Below are 15,048 nucleotides of genomic sequence, written 5' to 3'. Positions count from 1 at the left end.
TTCAGGTATCTATTTAAGTTGTTGTTCAATAACCCAAGAAGACCGTAGGATGTGCTCATTGATCTGCTCATTTTGAAGCTGTGGGGGATTTAAGGTACGGTGTGTTCTATGTTCAGCACGACAGCCAATACTGACCTCAAGCATTCCACCCTCTCGCTGTTGCAGGCATACCAAGACAACCCTGCACGCGAATTGCGGAATCGCCTTGTCGAGTTGAACATGGGACTGGTACGCAAGGAAGCCCATCGCTGGGTACAGTGCACCCAAGAAAGCTTTGACGACCTGATGCAAGTGGGCACCCTTGGCCTCATTCACGCCATTGAACGCTTTGATCCCAGTAAGGGCGTGGCCTTTAGTTCCTTTGCCATTCCCTACATTCGCGGTGAAATTCAACATTATTTGCGCGACAAAAGTCCACAAATTCGCGTCCCCCGCCGTTGGCAAGCCCTCCAAAGCCAAGGAAAGCGGGTGATTCAAGAACTCCGCCAACAACTGCATCGCCCCCCCACCGATAACGAAATTGCCCAAGCGCTCGATGTTCCCCTTGAAGAATGGCAAGCGGCAAAATTTGCCAACTACCACACCACCCCGGTCAGCCTAGATGCCCCCGCCCTCGAAGGGGAAGAGGACAGTGTTTGCCTAGGGGACATCGTGCCCGATCAACGGTACCAAAGTTTTCAACTCGCCCAAGAAGATCGCATTCGTTTGCAGCAGTGTCTGCAAAAACTAGAAGCCCGCACCTGTCAGATTCTGGAATTTGTCTTTTTGCACGATTTGAGTCAAAAAGAAACTGCTGAACTCTTGGGTCTAAGTGCGGTCACAGTTTCTCGCCAGATTAAAAAAGGCCTGCAAGCCCTACAACGGATGATGAGTCACGACGACGCTGAATCCTGAAAACGCATAAAATATATTTATGGTTAATTTTGCTGCCCCCCTAGCGGCTTTAGCGGCACATCGTTGGTTCAAACTCATTAACGGTGCCAGTTTCCAAGATGTTGCCCAAATTTATAACTTGACGTTGGCCTATGCACTGGCAGGGGCTGATTGTATTGATGTGGCCGCCGACCCTGCCGTGATTTACGCGGCTAATCACGCTTTGACAGTTGCGGCAAGCCTTGGGGCCACTCGCCCCCTGCTGATGGTGAGTATTAATGATGGGGCTGACCCGCATTTTCGTAAGGCCACGTTTGATCCGAGTCGCTGTCCCCCAAGGTGCGATCGCCCCTGTGAACGCATTTGTCCTGCTGCCGCCATTCGCTTTGATGAACAGGTGCAGGGGGTGGTGCGCGATCGCTGTTATGGTTGTGGCCGCTGTTTACCCCTGTGCCCCTTGGGTTTGATTCGCACCGATGAGCAACCCGCAGTCTTTGAGCAGCTCACGCCCCTGATTCAGGCGGGCACGATCCAAGCCCTCGAAATTCATACTCAACCCCAACGCTACAGCGCCTTTCACGAGCTTTGGCAGCGAGTGCGGCCTTGGGTGCGCTATTTACAGGTGCTAGCCATCAGTTGTCCCCAAGGCGAGGGAGTAATTGACTATTTGCGCTGGATCAATGGGCAGATTCAACCGTTGCAGTGTGCCCTCATTTGGCAGGCGGATGGTCGTCCCATGAGTGGCGATATTGGCGATGGTGCAACACGAGCCACCATTCAATTGGGTCAAGCCATTTTAGGGGCAAATTTACCCGGATTTGTGCAGTTGGCGGGCGGCACAAATGGCCATACGGTTGCTAAACTCAGGGCAATGGGATTGCTAGATCCACAGGGAATTGCTGGTGTTGCCTATGGTAGTTATGCTCGCAAACGCCTTGCCCCTTTCCACGCGATCGCCGACCAACCCTGGCAAACTGTTCCTGCCGTCCTTGCAGCGGCTGTTGCTGAAGCAGCTACCCTTGTGTCTCCTTTGAAATCTGTCCCGTCACCCTCTGTACCCTATGGTTGAATTGACTGCTGGACAACGCCAAGTCACTGACGATCTCGATCAATTATTGGCGATCCTACCGCCGCCCCTTGGACAGTCCCTCACCGATCATCCACAGCGGGAAGAACTCTTAGAAATCGTTCTCGATTTGGGGCGATTGCCGGAAGCACGGTTTATCCACAGCACCCAATACCTTGCCGAGACGCCCGTCAGCCGTGAGATGTTGCAATATGCCGTGGATCGGGTGGGTGAGTTTAGTGGTGACAATCGCGCTGGCATTGAGCGTACGCTGCACCGCATTAGTGCCCTGCGCAATCGCCAAGGAACGATTATTGGCTTGACCTGCCGGGTGGGGCGAGCCGTCTTTGGCACGATTGGTATGATTCGCGACTTGGTGGAAAGTGGCCAGTCTATTTTGCTTTTAGGTCGCCCCGGTGTTGGTAAAACAACGGCACTACGGGAAATTGCCCGCGTCTTGGCCGATGAGTTGCACAAACGGGTAGTGATTATTGACACCTCTAATGAAATTGCGGGCGACGGTGATATTCCCCATCCAGCGATTGGCAAGGCACGACGAATGCAGGTGGCTCGCCCGGAACTTCAGCATCAGGTGATGATTGAGGCGGTGGAAAACCACATGCCCCAAGTGATTGTCATTGATGAGATTGGCACCGAACTAGAGGCACTAGCAGCACGCACCATTGCGGAGCGAGGCGTACAACTGATTGGTACTGCCCACGGCAACCAAATTGAGAACCTGATGAAAAACCCGACCCTCGCGGATTTGGTGGGGGGCATTCAATCGGTCACCCTTGGGGATGAAGAAGCGCGGCGGCGGGGCACCCAAAAGAGTGTTCTTGAACGCAAAGCTCCACCCACTTTTCAAATAGCCGTGGAAATGCTGGAGCGCGATCGCTGGGTTGTGCATCTCGATGTGGCCGCCAGTGTGGATCTCCTACTGCGGGGTCGCCAACCCTCACCTGAAATTCGCAGTGTTGCTGCCGATGGCTCAGTGGTGATTAGTCGTCCTGAGCCTCCTTCCCAGCGATCGGAGGTCAAATCTGTGCCTCAGCGTCCCTCTTGGCGTGAGAGTGGCCAGATGCTACCCGTCGTCGATGCCAACAAAGAACCTCTGCGAGCCAACTTTGCCCAACTGCTCGAAGCCACATTGGATACCCCCACGGTTGGGCCGAATGGCGAAGAACTCCCCCTCCACGTCTTTCCCTATGCCGTCAGCCGCCATCATTTAGAGCAAGCCATTCGCACTCTCAACCTACCCATTATTGTCACTAAGGATATTGATCAAGCGGATGTGATTTTGACGCTCCGCTCCCATCTCAAGGGGGAAAGCAAGCTGCGGCACCTTGCCCATATTCACCATCTCCCCGTCCATGCCATTAAGACAAATAGTATGGCGCAAATTGTGCGGGGGTTACGGCATTTGCTTGGCATTGAAGACCCCAGTCCAGCCGAGTCAGCAGATCTTTCCCTCTTTAGTCCAACGGGCAGTGATGACGAATTGGAAGCCCTTGAGGAGGCGCGCTTAGCTGTGGAAGAAATTGTTATTCCCAAGGGGCAAGCAGTGGAGCTACTCCCGCGATCGGCCAACATTCGGCGAATGCAACACGAGTTGATTGAGCACTACCAGTTGACCTCCTGTAGCTTTGGTGAAGAGCCGAATCGGCGGCTGCGGATTTACCCGAATCTATCACGCTAATTAGGGATTTACCGGCGCCTGCAAAAAGGCACCTCTGCGCCCAATGGGCAAAACATCCTGCACAGCGCCAAGGGCGATGGCCTGCTTGGGGATGCCAAAAATGACACGGGTGGCCTCATCTTGGGCGCAGTAAGTATAGTTTGGGCATGAATGCAGGTTCCTGTTTGTCAGCGGCTGAGGTTTAGAAATTGTGCGAGTAGTGGATCATTCATGGGTTCTATTCCCTAGGCTATGATCGTACAGAAAATATCGGAATCTGTCGGCAATCCTCAATCAAGTCAATGACACAAGCATATACCCCTGAAGATGTTTGGCGGTTATTGGGGGAGTTACTGGAAGCTCAAAAGGAAACAGAACGTCGATTTCAGGAGACTGAGCGGCGTTTTCAAGAAACTGACCGACGTTTCCAAGAGACTGAGCGCTTACTACGGGAAGAAGCACGGCAGCTCAACCAACAGATTGGTAAATTGGGCAACGGCCTTGGGGAATTTGTGGAATGGCAAGTACGTCCAGCCGTGCTGCGCTTATTTCAGAGTCGGGGGATTGCTGTCTCCCAACTCTACAGCGATGTGATCCTCCAAGATGGGAATGAGAGCCTAGAGATTGATCTGTTGGTCGTTAACACCGATGAAGCCGTTCTCGTTGAGGTGAAAACTAAACTCAGCCAAAGTGATGTGGATGAACACCTAGAGCGGATTGCCAAATTTCGCCGTTTGGCTCATCAGTATCGGGGCACAAAACTCTTGGGAGCCGTGGCGGGGATGATTGTGCCGCCTGAGGTGGCTCGCTATGCCTATCGGCAGAGTCTATTTGTGTTGGCACAGTCGGGAGATGGCGTGGCAATTCTCAACGACCTGCAGTTTCAGCCCCGCGCGTGGTAAAGCACAGTGGCAGTGCCCTTGCGCAGTTTATGATGGAAATTCTCTGAGCGCCTCCTAGGCTATGATGAGAGGGTTAGCTGTAGCCTAGAAAACCCGACCAAGATCATGACACAAGCCCATACCCCTGAGGATGTTTGGCGGTTATTGGGAGAGCTGCTGGAAGCTCAAAAGGAAACAGAACGCCGATTTCAAGAAACTGAGCGGCGTTTTCAAGAGACTGAACGGTTACTGCGAGAAGAAGCTCGCCAACTTAACCAACAGATTGGCAAACTGGGTAACCGTCTTGGGGAATTTGTGGAATGGCAGGTACGTCCAGCCGTGCTGCGCTTATTTCAGAGTCGGGGGATTGCTGTCTCCCAACTCTACAGCGATGTGATCCTCCAAGATGGGAATGAGAGCCTAGAGATTGATCTGTTGGTCGTTAACACCGATGAAGCCGTTCTCGTTGAGGTGAAAACCAAGCTCAGCCAAAGTGATGTGGATGAACACCTAGAGCGGATTGCCAAATTTCGCCGTTTGGCTCATCAGTATCGGGGCACAAAACTCTTGGGAGCCGTGGCGGGGATGATTGTGCCGCCTGAGGTGGCTCACTATGCCTATCGGCAGGGTCTATTTGTGTTGGCACAGTCGGGGGATGGCGTGGCAATTCTCAACGACCCGCAGTTTCAGCCCCGCGCGTGGTAAAGCAAGGGAATTCTCCTCTGAGGTGTGGGAGCGATCGCCCCCTAGGGTATGATTGTAGGGTTAAACTCTGTGAATCGCAGGCAACACCTGACTTCAATAGGGCTTGCTGAGCGAGTCTTCCAGAGCCATTGAAAACGATTGGAATTACACATTTTAGGATGACCACCCCTTTACTCCTACGTGCTGCCCGTGGTGAAAGCGTTGAGCGTCCCCCCATTTGGTTGATGCGGCAAGCTGGACGCTACATGAAGGTCTACCGTGACCTGCGCGATCGCTATCCCTCGTTTCGTGAGCGATCGGAAATCCCCGAACTGGCCATTGAAATTTCACTCCAACCCTTTCGTGCCTTTGCCCCCGACGGTGTGATTCTCTTTTCGGATATTCTCACGCCCTTGCCGGGGATTGGTATTCCCTTTGACATTGTCGAGAGTAAAGGGCCGATCATTGATCCACCCATCCGTACCCTTGAGCAGGTGCAACAACTCCATCCCTTGGAACCGGAAGTGGCCTGTCCTTTTATTCGTCCAATTCTCTCGACCCTGCGCCAAGAGGTGGGCGATCGCGCCACGGTGCTGGGGTTTGCCGGTGCCCCTTGGACACTTGCCGCCTATGCCATTGAGGGCAAAAGCTCCAAGGACTACATTGAAATCAAAACTATGGCCTACCGTGAGCCAGAGTTGCTCCACAAGTTCTTAAACCATTTGGCCACTGCCATTGCCGACTACCTGTGCTATCAAATTGACTGTGGTGCCCAAGTGGTGCAACTGTTTGATTCGTGGGCGGGTCAACTCAGCCGTCAGGACTACGATACCTTTGCCTTCCCCTACCAAAAGCAGGTGGTTCAGCAGGTCAAAGCCGTCTATCCCGATGTGCCAATCATCCTCTATATCAATGGCAGTGCCGCAGTGGTCGATCGCATGGCAGCAACTGGGGCAGATATTGTCAGCCTTGACTGGACTGTGGACATCGGCACGATTCGCCAGCAGTTTCCTGCCAGTGTCGGTCTGCAGGGGAATTTAGACCCCGTTACGCTCTTTGCCCCCCAGCCAGTGCTCAAGGAACGAGCGCTAGCCATTATCGAAGCGGGTCGCAAGGGCAAATATATCTTTAACCTTGGCCATGGCGTTCTCCAAGGAACCCCTGAGGAGAATGTGGGTTTTCTCTTTGATCTGGTGAAGTCCCTCGGCTAATGCGCATCTTAATCACGGGTGCCAGTGGTTGCATTGGCCAGTACATCGCTGAGGCGCTGATCCAAGAGACGGATCATGAACTCTTTTTGCTGGTGCGGCATCCAGCACGGTTGCAGATTGATCCTCACCAAAGAGCCGGGGTGAACGTGATTCAGGCGGATCTCATGGATTTGACCCCCTTGGAACCGCTACTGCCCACCCTCGATCTTGCAATCCTAACGGCAACCGCTTGGGGAGGGAACAATGTCTTTGCCATCAACTACGAGCAAACCTGCCATCTCCTCAAGCAACTGGATCCGCAACGCTGCCAGCGGGTCTTTTATTTTTCAACGGCAAGTATCCTCAATCATCAAATGGAACCGCTGCCGGAAGCAGGCACCTTGGGAACGGATTATATTCGCTCTAAGTATGAGTGTCTCCATGCCATTGAGCAGTTGCCGGTGGGCGATCGCGTGATTGAACTGTTTCCCACGATGGTCTTTGGTGGTGGCGCCGATGGCAAGCGACCCTCGTTCATCACTGAGGGCATGCGCGAAGTGCTCAAGTGGCTGTGGTTGGCTCGCTTTTTCCGTGCTGATGCCAGTTTTCACTTTGTCCATGCCCGCGATATTGCCCAAGTGGTTCTCTACCTGTTGCAGCATCCTGAGTATCCCGTACCGCGTCGGGTGGCTCTGGGTAACCCGCCAATTACTGTCAATGAGATGTTGGCGCAGTTGTGCGCTGCGGCAAAGCTGCCCATCTATTTGCAAGTCCCCTTGACGCTGCCAGTGATCAACTTCTTTGTGCGGGTATTTCGAGTGCAGATGTCGCCGTGGGATTATTTTTGCTTGAACTATCGTAACTTCACCTATGACACCGTGCTTAATCCTCAAACCTTGGGGCTAACTCCCTACTGTGCAACCGTTGAGGATTTGCTACGCTGTAGCTTGGGCACGGCAGACCTCTAAACTTAACCATTGCGGAATCTTTGATGGCAGGGATTTGGTTACTGAAGTCGGAGCCAAGCGTTTTTTCTTGGCAGGATTTGCAGGCAGCCCCACAACAAACCACCTGTTGGGAAGGGGTACGCAACTACCAAGCTCGCAATTTTATCCGCGATCACATGCAGGTGGGCGATCGCGTGCTCTTTTACCACAGTAATGCCAACCCACCAGCCATCATGGGCATTGCCGAAGTCGTCAAGGCCGCCTATCCCGACCACTTTGCTTGGGATCCGGACAGTCGCTACTTTGACCCCAAAAGTACGCCTGACAATCCCCGCTGGTTCATGGTGGATATTCAGTATCGCCGCGATTTTTCACCGCCAATTACACTTCCAGAACTGCGGCAAACGCCCGGCCTAGAGGGGATGCTGCTGTTGCAAAAGGGCTGCCGTCTCTCGGTACAACCGGTCACCGAACAGGAGTGGCAGATTATTCTCGGTTTGCGATCGCCCTAGGGTTGGCGAGGCAGACGGCGCAAATAGGGTAAATTTTTCAGGTGGCGATCGCTAGAGTATTGAAAGCCAAAATCCGCATATTCGGCGGTATTCACCAGTCGCCGAAAGGCCGATAAGCCAATCCGCCGCTTGCCATCGAGGGTACTCACCTTGGAGTTGGGGTTATCTGGGTTGCCGCCCAAGAGTTGAAAGGCCTCTTCAGGAGTCAGCCACTCCTTACTGGGATCACCGGTGGGAATTTTTTCCTCGAGGTGTTTGAGCTTGGTGACGAGGCTTTCCCAGAGATTGCGGCGGGGCTTTTGCTGCTGCGAACGAGCGGTCAGCGATCGCCACAAGCGTTGCAGTTGTCCTCCTAGATACTGGAAAAAACGCTTGATCAGCCGCCTGATTTGACTGAGAAGGAGAGACAATCCCGTGGGGGGCGGTGGCGGCGATCGCTCAATAACCACTGTACTCCAACCGCAGGCACTACACACTTGGCGGCCAGAGGACAAGGGCTTTCCTAAACGAGCACCACAGCGAGGGCAAATTTCCAGCATTCGTTGCACTTTACGACTGATGAATCAAATTTTAGCGGAATTGCAGCGGCTACCGAGGACGGCGATAGAACGGGCGAGGAACCACCACGGCTGGGACTTGGCGATCGCGCACCTGTATCGCCAGTTCACGACCGATGTGGGCAAACTCTGGAAAGACATAGCCAAGGGCGATCGCCTTCCCCAAGGTGGGAGATAGGGTGCCACTGGTAACCTCCCCCACAGCCTGTGCCCCCGCATAGATAGGATAGCCGTGGCGAGCGATGCCTTTGCCCACCAGTTCTAACCCCACCAATTGCCGCTCAATCCCCTGCTGCTTTTGGGCTAAGAGAGCCGCACGACCCACAAAATCGGGCTTTTGCCAATCAATCAGCCAATCGAGACCCGCCTCTAGGGGAGTGGTTTGCTCATCCATGTCTTGGCCGTAAAGGAGCATGGCCGCCTCCAAGCGCAGGGTATCCCGCGCCCCCAAGCCACAGGGAGTCACACCCGCCGCCAGCAGGGTTTGCCACAACTGTTGCCCCAATTCTGGTGCCACAAGAATTTCCCAACCGTCTTCGCCGGTGTAGCCCGTACGCGCAATCCAAGCGGGCTGTTCCAACAGGTTCACTTGAGCATGGCGATAGGCCTTGAGGTCATTTAGGGGGCGATCGCACAGGGGAGCTAAGGTCGCTGTCGCGGCAGGGCCTTGAAGGGCAATCAGTACCTGTGTCGCTGACTCATCAATGAACTCAATACTGGCGGGTAAATACGTCTGCAACCATGCCCAGTCCTTGGCAGTGGTGGCTGCATTGACAATACAACGCACTTGACCCTCGCCTATGTAGAGAATGACATCATCGACAATGCCCCCGGCCTCATTCAGGAGAACGGTGTATTTCGCTTGGCCGGGCTGGAGACGACTGAGATTGGTGGGTACCCGTTCTTGGAGTGACGCGATCGCCTCAGAACCGCGCAGCAGAAACTTGCCCATGTGGGAAATATCAAACATCCCCACCCGCTGCCGCACCGCTTGGTGTTCCTGCAAAATGCTGCTGTACTGCAAGGGCATCTCCCACTCGCCAAAGGGGGTAAACCGTGCCCCTTGATGCAGGGAATAGAGGGGCGTACGACGCAACGCTTCAGCCATAGAGATTATCCAGTTGTTGTTGTAGTTGGGTGGGGGTCAGTGCCGGTTCGCGGCAGCGCAAGCCTTCACAGACAAGGGCGACTGGCTCGAGGTCATCGCGAACTTTGAGGACAGCCGTTGGCAAGTAGCGCTCCCAGAGGGTTGTAACCTGATCAGGCCGCGCTTGCACACAGACAGGACGCAGATACCACTGCAACGCCGCCAAAAGGCTCGGACAACTCTGGGGAGACTCCTTCATCAACGGGCTAAAGAAACGCAATCCCTTTTCTGCCTGTTCGAGGTAGGCAGGATTCTCTGTAAGCAAAAAGAGTTGCACCAAGTTGGCGATCGCCACCCCATTCGCAGAAGGTGTAGCATTATCGAGACCTTCCCGCTGGCGCACAATCAAATCGGCGCGCTCCGGTGCATTGTAGTAGCCCCCCTCTGTTGCCGCCAATTCCTGATCAAAGAGGGTTTGATACTGCGTGGCCAATTCCAACCACGGCTGAGCCGCCTCCCCCACCGCTAAACTGGCTTGATGCAGGGCAAGCAGGGCTTGGATCCAGTAGGCACAATCCTCGGCCTGCGCCACTTCGGCCACGGTGCCGCCATAGTTGAGGCGGTAGAGTTTGCCTTCTTGATATTGATGCTCGTGGAGCCATTGTGCCGCTTTAGCCGCTCGCTGCCAGTAGGTGCGCTCTCTCCAGACTTGGGCTGCCGTTGCTAAGCCAGTGATCATCAGGCTATTCCAAGCCAAAATCATTTTTGTATCAGTGACCGGCGGAATCCGTCCCGGCCAAGCCTGTCCCTTTGCGGTTGCATTATCCGTGGCCACGGGAAAGGGTTGATCCATGGGCGTATCGGCACCATAGCGGCGAGCAAAGAGTTTACGCAGAATCGGTGCTAGCACCTCAGGATTCGCCGGCGGGCGCACTTGCTTGAGCACAATCTTGCCCTCGAAGTTGCCCCTGGGAGAGATGTCAAAGTGGGCTTGCAGTTGTGCCAATTCCGTTGGGGTTAGGGTCTGCTCTAGCTCTGCATATTGCCAGCAATAAAAGGCGCCCTCCTCGGGTTCAGGATCATTGGCACTGATAAAGCTATCGGCATCCTGTGCTGCATAGAAGTAGCCCTCAGGGGCCGTCATTTCGCGATCAAGCCATTGAATCGTTTGGGCAATTGCAGCGGGAATCTGGGGGGCGCGATCGCCCTGCTGCCACAGCCGCGCTAGATAGGTCACAATTTGGCCATTGTCGTAGAGCATTTTTTCAAAGTGGGGCACTGTCCATTGGGGATCCACGGTGTAGCGATGCCAACCACCGCCCACATGGTCATAGATCCCCCCCCGCAAGAGGTTGTGTCCCCGCAACTGACACAGCTGCAACAGTTCTGGGGGATCGGGACTGAACGCCAGCCCCTGTAGGAGCATTTGGGCATAGGGCATCATGGGGAAGCAGGTGCCTTGGGGGCGATCGCGCAAAATCGGCGTCACTTGGCGAATCCCTGCCCTTAGGAGTTCTTCAGTCAAGGGGACGGCTTCTCCCATCTCAGGGGGGGGAGCGAGATATTGCCAGAGCGTGGCCTGTTGGGCAGCGAGCTTGTCCTTTTCTTGGTCATAGAAGCGGCGCACCGCCTGCAACACCTGTAAAAAGCCCGGACGGCCATAGCGCGGCTGCACAGGAAAGTAGGTACCACCATAAAAGGGACGGCGATCCTGCGGCGTCAGGAATACATTGAGCGGCCAGCCTCCTTGACCCGTCATCAGTTGCAGTGCCTGCATGTAAATACTGTCCAGATCGGGTCGCTCCTCGCGATCCACCTTAATCGGCAGGAAATGGGCATTGAGATAGGCGGCAATCTCCAGATCCGAAAAGGCTTCCCCCTCCATGACAGTGCACCAGTGGCAACTGGAGTAACCAATCGAGAGAAAAATCACCCGATCCTCTGCCGCTGCTTTGGCAAGGGCTTCATCACACCACGGCCACCAGTCAATGGGGTTTTCGGCATGCTTGCGCAAATAGAGACTTTGGCACTGGCTAAGGCGATTCGGCATGGCAGCGCACCATTTCAACACTAATTTGACCCGTAAAATTGGGCACGGGGGGGGCAAGTTTGGTTACACGCACAGCAGCTCGCTGCACTTGGGGGGGCGCTAGGCACAGTTTCATAATTGCTGCTGCTAGGGTCTCAATTAAGTGAAAGCGTTGCTGCTGCATTAACTGCTCGATGGCTTGCAAGAGGGGGCGATAGTCAAGGGTGTCCTCAAGGCGATCGCTGGCCGCCGCTTGTGCCATATCCAACCAGAGCTTAATATCAATCTCAAACCACTGGCCGAGAATTTGTTCCTCTGGTAGGGCGCCCGTATAGCCGTAGTAGCGAATTCCCGAGAGGTGGAGACAGTCAGTTGATGATTCGCTCAAGGGGATCGATCCATGACAACACAGGAAAAAATTCTGCTGGGCCTACTGATTTTTGTGCCCCTTGCCCTCCTTAACTTTATCGTCAAAATGCCGCCAATGGTGAGCTTTATCCTCAGTGGTCTCGCCATTGTGCCCCTTGCGGCTGGGATTGCCAATTCCACAGAGGCGATCGCCGAAGTCATTGGCCCTGCCCTTGGCGGACTCTTGAATGCCACCTTTGGCAATGTCACTGAGATGATTATCGCCATTGTCGCCCTGCGTCAGGGTCTGGCAGAGGTGGTAAAAGCCAGTCTCAGCGGTGCCATTATTGCCAATTTGCTTTTGGGATTGGGTCTGGCCATTGTTGTTGGGGGCATCCGATTTCCAGAGCAGCAGTTCTCAGCACCTGTGGCACGCATTAATGCCTCTGCCCTCACCCTATCGGTGATTGTGCTGATGACCCCGACCGCGATTCAGGCGGCGGCACCCAGTGTGCCGCTTCACTTGATTGATCACTTCTCCTATGCGTCGGCGATTTTGCTGCTGATTTTTTACGGTCTGATGTTGCTCTTTTCCATGAAAACCCATCGTCACCTCTACCTGATGGATGAGACGATCGCTGGTCAGGAACCCTCCCCCACTGTCAATCTCAAGGTGCCCCTTGCCATTCTGCTGGTGGGTACGATTTTGCTAGTCTTTGTTTCCGACATCCTCGTGGATAGTTTGCAGGACAGCATTAGTGAAATCGGGTTGACCCAATTGTTTACAGGCGTGTTTCTCATTCCCATTTTCAGCAGTGTGGTTGAGTTCATCACCTGTATCAAGTTTGCCCTCAATAATCGTATGGAAGGGGCAGTGGCGGTGGCGATTGGGTCTAGCCTGCAGATTATCCTTTTTGTGGCGCCGGTGCTTGTGCTGGTGGGCTGGCTCTTGGGACAACGGGAGATGAACCTGAGCTTTAACCTCTTTGAGCTACTGGCAGTTGTGGCTGCTGTCGCGATCACTAACTCCATTAGTAGTGATGGGCGCAGCAATTGGCTAGAGGGCGTCCTGCTGATAATGACTTACCTCGTGCTGGCGATCGCCTTCTTTATTCACCCATAAACAATGCGGATGGCGAGACTCGAACTCGCAAGGCAAAGCCACACGCCCCTCAAACGTGCGCGTATACCAATTCCGCCACATCCGCGTAGCTTTATGATTATAGCGCAGATGGCTGAATTTCTGAAAGTGGTGATCTGGCCTCTCGATGGCAGAAAATTAAAGTGCCCTTCTCTAAAATCGCTGTCTTGCTGATCTTGGGAGAACTGCCATGAATGCAGCTGCCTACTTGATTGGTACCGTTGCCCACAGTAGTGGCCTGCCCGTCAAGACCATTCGCTATTACGAGGAATTGGGGCTGTTGCGAACTGTTGGCAGAACCAGTGGGGGCTATCGCCTCTTTGCTGAGGATGTTTTTGCTCGCCTAAGTTTTATCAAACGTGCCCAGTCCCTTGGCCTCACCCTGAGCGACATCAAAGCCTTGCTTGAGGTATACGATCGCGGTGAGATTCCCTGTGATCACATCAAGGAAAAGTTAGAGGAAAAATTGGCGGCCATTGAGGCACAAATTCAGCAGTTGCAGATTCTTAAACAGGAATTGCAAGGCCTCCTCTCCGGCTGGCGATCGCCCGCGCAACTCCAAGAGGGCAGGATCTGTCCCATTCTCCAGCCAGTGGTGTGCTCCTAACTACTCGTTCATATTCTTGTAGGTGGCCACTGCCGAAGGGGAAATCTGGTTGAGATAGCGGAAAATCCAATACTTAAATACCGTATCGAGCATCACCGGAAAGGTGGCAATAAACATGTTGATAAAGTCCTCATTGCGCGGAAAGCCAAAGTGCTCGAGGGTATTGTTCACCAACACTTCCCAGCCGTGGGGGGAGTGGTATCCGACAAAGACATCCGTAAATAGGATAATGATAAAGGCTTTGGCACTGTCACTGAGGCCATAAACCACTTCATCCAAAAAGACCTTGACAATGGCCAGTTGCCGCTGACCTGTGAAAACCAGCACCAGAAAGACGGTAAACCCCAAGGCATCGGAAAGGATGTTTTTCAGGGGTTCAATCAGTTGCTTTTGGTATTCCGTGGATAGCTCGATCGCCTTCTCGCGGATGCGGGCTTGAATTTCCTCTGCAGAAACAGGAACATTGCTCACCAGACTTTCAAAGCGAATTTTATTTTCAAAGCGAGCCAGTTCATCGAGAATGTTGTCCTCCAGTTGGGAGTTAATGATGCGTTCAATTTGCCCCACCGCCTTAAAGTGGTTGACGAGGGGGCTGACAATGAGTGCCTTGGAAATTTGCTGGGTCAACAGGGGCAAAATCACCAGCAAGAGCATAAAACGAACCGCCAGACGGGTGCGCAGCTTTGAGGTGCGAAAATCACGAACGACTTCAGCTTCGGTGGTTTCATCAGAATTGAGTTCACGGCGAAAGCGATCGGCGGTGCGCAAAATCGAGCGCGGAATAAAGCTGCTGCTGTCCAGCTTGGAATCATCGGTGAGATCATCACTGATATATTCGGAAAGATAAAGGGAATCATCCTCAATTTTGTCGAGGGCAGCCGCCTGCTGGCGTTGTTGGGGATCTTGGCGACTGAGGCTGGGACGGGCAAGGGCATTGAGTTCCTTTTCACGCTGCCGTTTATAGCGGTTGAGGGTGGCATCAATCACCCGCAGCTTTTCATAAACGCTGGGTTCCTCGGTCGTGCTACTGACGGTAGCCGTCACCGTATAGGTTGCCGTTGCACCATTGACACTATCGTTGACAGGAGTGGGGGGGCTTTGGGGGGGAGCAAGGGGCAAAATTTGACGGCTGGCGCGAAACTCCATCATCCGCATACGAATGGTTTTTAGCAGTTGTTTTAGCTCTGTCTCGAAGTAGCTAGAGACTTCTCCCACGGGTAGATTGAGGAGACTAATCGGTTGACCGTCAAAGTGTTCCAGTTCGATGGCGCGAATTTTCAGAGCGGCTTCATAGGCTTCCTGTAGGGCGCGGTTCGGAGTTGTGCGATACCACTGCTCTGCACGCTTGATCCAGTCTCTGAGGCGAATAAAGGGGTTGCTGGACATTGCTATTGTTCTCTTACCGCAGCAGCAATAAATCGATAGGATAGATAGAATCGTAGCAAATT

General features: G+C 53.7%; 15 protein-coding genes and 1 tRNA gene. 10 read left to right on the top strand and 6 right to left on the bottom strand.

Annotation, left to right across the window (positions count from 1 at the left end; all coding sequences use genetic code 11):
• Positions 1–108 precede the first annotated feature (108 nt).
• The 8 genes from RHH53_RS01315 to RHH53_RS01280 all read left to right on the top strand — a co-directional run bounded on the left by RHH53_RS01315 (position 109) and on the right by RHH53_RS01280 (position 7,831).
• Positions 109–894, top strand: a complete 786-nt coding sequence (locus RHH53_RS01315; protein WP_310743990.1) for an RNA polymerase sigma factor SigF — start codon at positions 109–111, stop codon at positions 892–894.
• Positions 895–913: 19 nt separating this feature from the next.
• Positions 914–1,942: a circadian clock protein LdpA gene (gene ldpA / locus RHH53_RS01310; protein WP_310743989.1), complete on the top strand. Its 1,029-nt coding sequence runs from the start codon at positions 914–916 to the stop codon at positions 1,940–1,942.
• Positions 1,935–3,638 (top strand): R3H domain-containing nucleic acid-binding protein, encoded by a 1,704-nt coding sequence (locus RHH53_RS01305; RefSeq protein ID WP_302678643.1) that lies wholly within the window; start codon positions 1,935–1,937, stop codon positions 3,636–3,638. Before ldpA ends, RHH53_RS01305 begins: the two co-directional genes overlap by 8 nt.
• 281 nt (positions 3,639–3,919) lie before the next feature.
• Entirely contained in the window at positions 3,920–4,519 is a 600-nt protein-coding gene (locus RHH53_RS01300) for a hypothetical protein (RefSeq protein ID WP_310743988.1), read from the top strand.
• 105 nt (positions 4,520–4,624) lie between these two features.
• Positions 4,625–5,203, top strand: coding sequence for a hypothetical protein (locus tag RHH53_RS01295; protein WP_302678641.1), 579 nt, complete (start codon positions 4,625–4,627; stop codon positions 5,201–5,203).
• A 158-nt stretch (positions 5,204–5,361) separates the two neighbouring features.
• Positions 5,362–6,393 (top strand): uroporphyrinogen decarboxylase, encoded by a 1,032-nt coding sequence (gene hemE, locus RHH53_RS01290; RefSeq protein WP_206200720.1) that lies wholly within the window; start codon positions 5,362–5,364, stop codon positions 6,391–6,393.
• Positions 6,393–7,340, top strand: coding sequence for an NAD(P)-dependent oxidoreductase (locus RHH53_RS01285; protein WP_302678640.1), 948 nt, complete (start codon positions 6,393–6,395; stop codon positions 7,338–7,340). Before hemE ends, RHH53_RS01285 begins: the two co-directional genes overlap by 1 nt.
• A 23-nt stretch (positions 7,341–7,363) precedes the next feature.
• Entirely contained in the window at positions 7,364–7,831 is a 468-nt protein-coding gene (locus RHH53_RS01280; protein WP_302677061.1) for an EVE domain-containing protein, read from the top strand.
• Here the strand turns inward: RHH53_RS01280 and RHH53_RS01275 are convergent.
• Genes RHH53_RS01275 through folB form a run of 4 tightly spaced genes read right to left on the bottom strand, consistent with a single transcriptional unit; the run spans position 7,828 to position 11,892 of the window.
• Positions 7,828–8,370 (bottom strand): hypothetical protein, encoded by a 543-nt coding sequence (locus RHH53_RS01275; protein ID WP_206200717.1) that lies wholly within the window; start codon positions 8,368–8,370, stop codon positions 7,828–7,830. The two genes, RHH53_RS01280 and RHH53_RS01275, sit on opposite strands and share 4 nt — an antisense overlap.
• Positions 8,371–8,419: 49 nt before the next feature.
• A complete protein-coding gene (gene gcvT, locus RHH53_RS01270; protein ID WP_310743987.1) occupies positions 8,420–9,496 on the bottom strand; it encodes a glycine cleavage system aminomethyltransferase GcvT in 1,077 nt (358 codons plus the stop codon).
• Positions 9,489–11,525: a thioredoxin domain-containing protein gene (locus tag RHH53_RS01265; RefSeq protein ID WP_310743986.1), complete on the bottom strand. Its 2,037-nt coding sequence runs from the start codon at positions 11,523–11,525 to the stop codon at positions 9,489–9,491. The genes gcvT and RHH53_RS01265 overlap by 8 nt, the downstream gene beginning before the upstream one ends.
• On the bottom strand, positions 11,509–11,892 hold the full coding sequence (gene folB / locus RHH53_RS01260) for a dihydroneopterin aldolase (RefSeq protein ID WP_255521478.1): 384 nt from the start codon (positions 11,890–11,892) through the stop codon (positions 11,509–11,511). Before folB ends, RHH53_RS01265 begins: the two co-directional genes overlap by 17 nt.
• Positions 11,893–11,904: 12 nt before the next feature.
• On the opposite strand from folB, the gene cax reads away from it, so the two are divergent.
• A complete protein-coding gene (gene cax, locus RHH53_RS01255; RefSeq protein ID WP_302678637.1) occupies positions 11,905–12,975 on the top strand; it encodes a calcium/proton exchanger in 1,071 nt (356 codons plus the stop codon).
• Positions 12,976–12,979: 4 nt separating this feature from the next.
• Here the strand turns inward: cax and RHH53_RS01250 are convergent.
• A tRNA-Leu gene (locus RHH53_RS01250) sits at positions 12,980–13,060 on the bottom strand.
• 123 nt (positions 13,061–13,183) lie between these two features.
• Between RHH53_RS01250 and RHH53_RS01245 the strand changes: the two genes are divergently transcribed.
• On the top strand, positions 13,184–13,600 hold the full coding sequence (locus tag RHH53_RS01245; protein ID WP_302678636.1) for a heavy metal-responsive transcriptional regulator: 417 nt from the start codon (positions 13,184–13,186) through the stop codon (positions 13,598–13,600).
• Here RHH53_RS01245 and pxcA read toward each other — a convergent pair whose 3' ends face one another.
• Positions 13,601–14,986: a proton extrusion protein PcxA gene (gene pxcA, locus RHH53_RS01240; RefSeq protein WP_310743985.1), complete on the bottom strand. Its 1,386-nt coding sequence runs from the start codon at positions 14,984–14,986 to the stop codon at positions 13,601–13,603.
• Positions 14,987–15,048 lie beyond the last annotated feature (62 nt).

The organism is Thermosynechococcus sp. PKX82 (assembly GCF_031583255.1).
In the GTDB taxonomy this organism is placed as follows: Bacteria; Cyanobacteriota; Cyanobacteriia; order Thermosynechococcales; family Thermosynechococcaceae; genus Thermosynechococcus.
The sequence above is the reverse complement of the archived record's forward strand: the minus strand, read 5'-3'. Positions and strand labels throughout refer to the sequence as shown.

Excerpts from the sequence above, each read along its gene's own strand:
- RHH53_RS01315 (WP_310743990.1), top strand. The coding sequence starts at position 109 with ATGTTCAGCACGACAGCCAATACTGACCTCAAGCATTCCACCCTCTCG.
- ldpA (WP_310743989.1), top strand. The coding sequence starts at position 914 with ATGGTTAATTTTGCTGCCCCCCTAGCGGCTTTAGCGGCACATCGTTGG.
- RHH53_RS01305 (WP_302678643.1), top strand. The coding sequence starts at position 1,935 with ATGGTTGAATTGACTGCTGGACAACGCCAAGTCACTGACGATCTCGAT.
- RHH53_RS01300 (WP_310743988.1), top strand. The coding sequence starts at position 3,920 with ATGACACAAGCATATACCCCTGAAGATGTTTGGCGGTTATTGGGGGAG.
- RHH53_RS01295 (WP_302678641.1), top strand. The coding sequence starts at position 4,625 with ATGACACAAGCCCATACCCCTGAGGATGTTTGGCGGTTATTGGGAGAG.
- hemE (WP_206200720.1), top strand. The coding sequence starts at position 5,362 with ATGACCACCCCTTTACTCCTACGTGCTGCCCGTGGTGAAAGCGTTGAG.
- RHH53_RS01285 (WP_302678640.1), top strand. The coding sequence starts at position 6,393 with ATGCGCATCTTAATCACGGGTGCCAGTGGTTGCATTGGCCAGTACATC.
- RHH53_RS01280 (WP_302677061.1), top strand. The coding sequence starts at position 7,364 with ATGGCAGGGATTTGGTTACTGAAGTCGGAGCCAAGCGTTTTTTCTTGG.
- RHH53_RS01275 (WP_206200717.1), bottom strand. The coding sequence starts at position 8,370 with ATGCTGGAAATTTGCCCTCGCTGTGGTGCTCGTTTAGGAAAGCCCTTG.
- gcvT (WP_310743987.1), bottom strand. The coding sequence starts at position 9,496 with ATGGCTGAAGCGTTGCGTCGTACGCCCCTCTATTCCCTGCATCAAGGG.
- RHH53_RS01265 (WP_310743986.1), bottom strand. The coding sequence starts at position 11,525 with ATGCCGAATCGCCTTAGCCAGTGCCAAAGTCTCTATTTGCGCAAGCAT.
- cax (WP_302678637.1), top strand. The coding sequence starts at position 11,905 with ATGACAACACAGGAAAAAATTCTGCTGGGCCTACTGATTTTTGTGCCC.
- RHH53_RS01245 (WP_302678636.1), top strand. The coding sequence starts at position 13,184 with ATGAATGCAGCTGCCTACTTGATTGGTACCGTTGCCCACAGTAGTGGC.
- pxcA (WP_310743985.1), bottom strand. The coding sequence starts at position 14,986 with ATGTCCAGCAACCCCTTTATTCGCCTCAGAGACTGGATCAAGCGTGCA.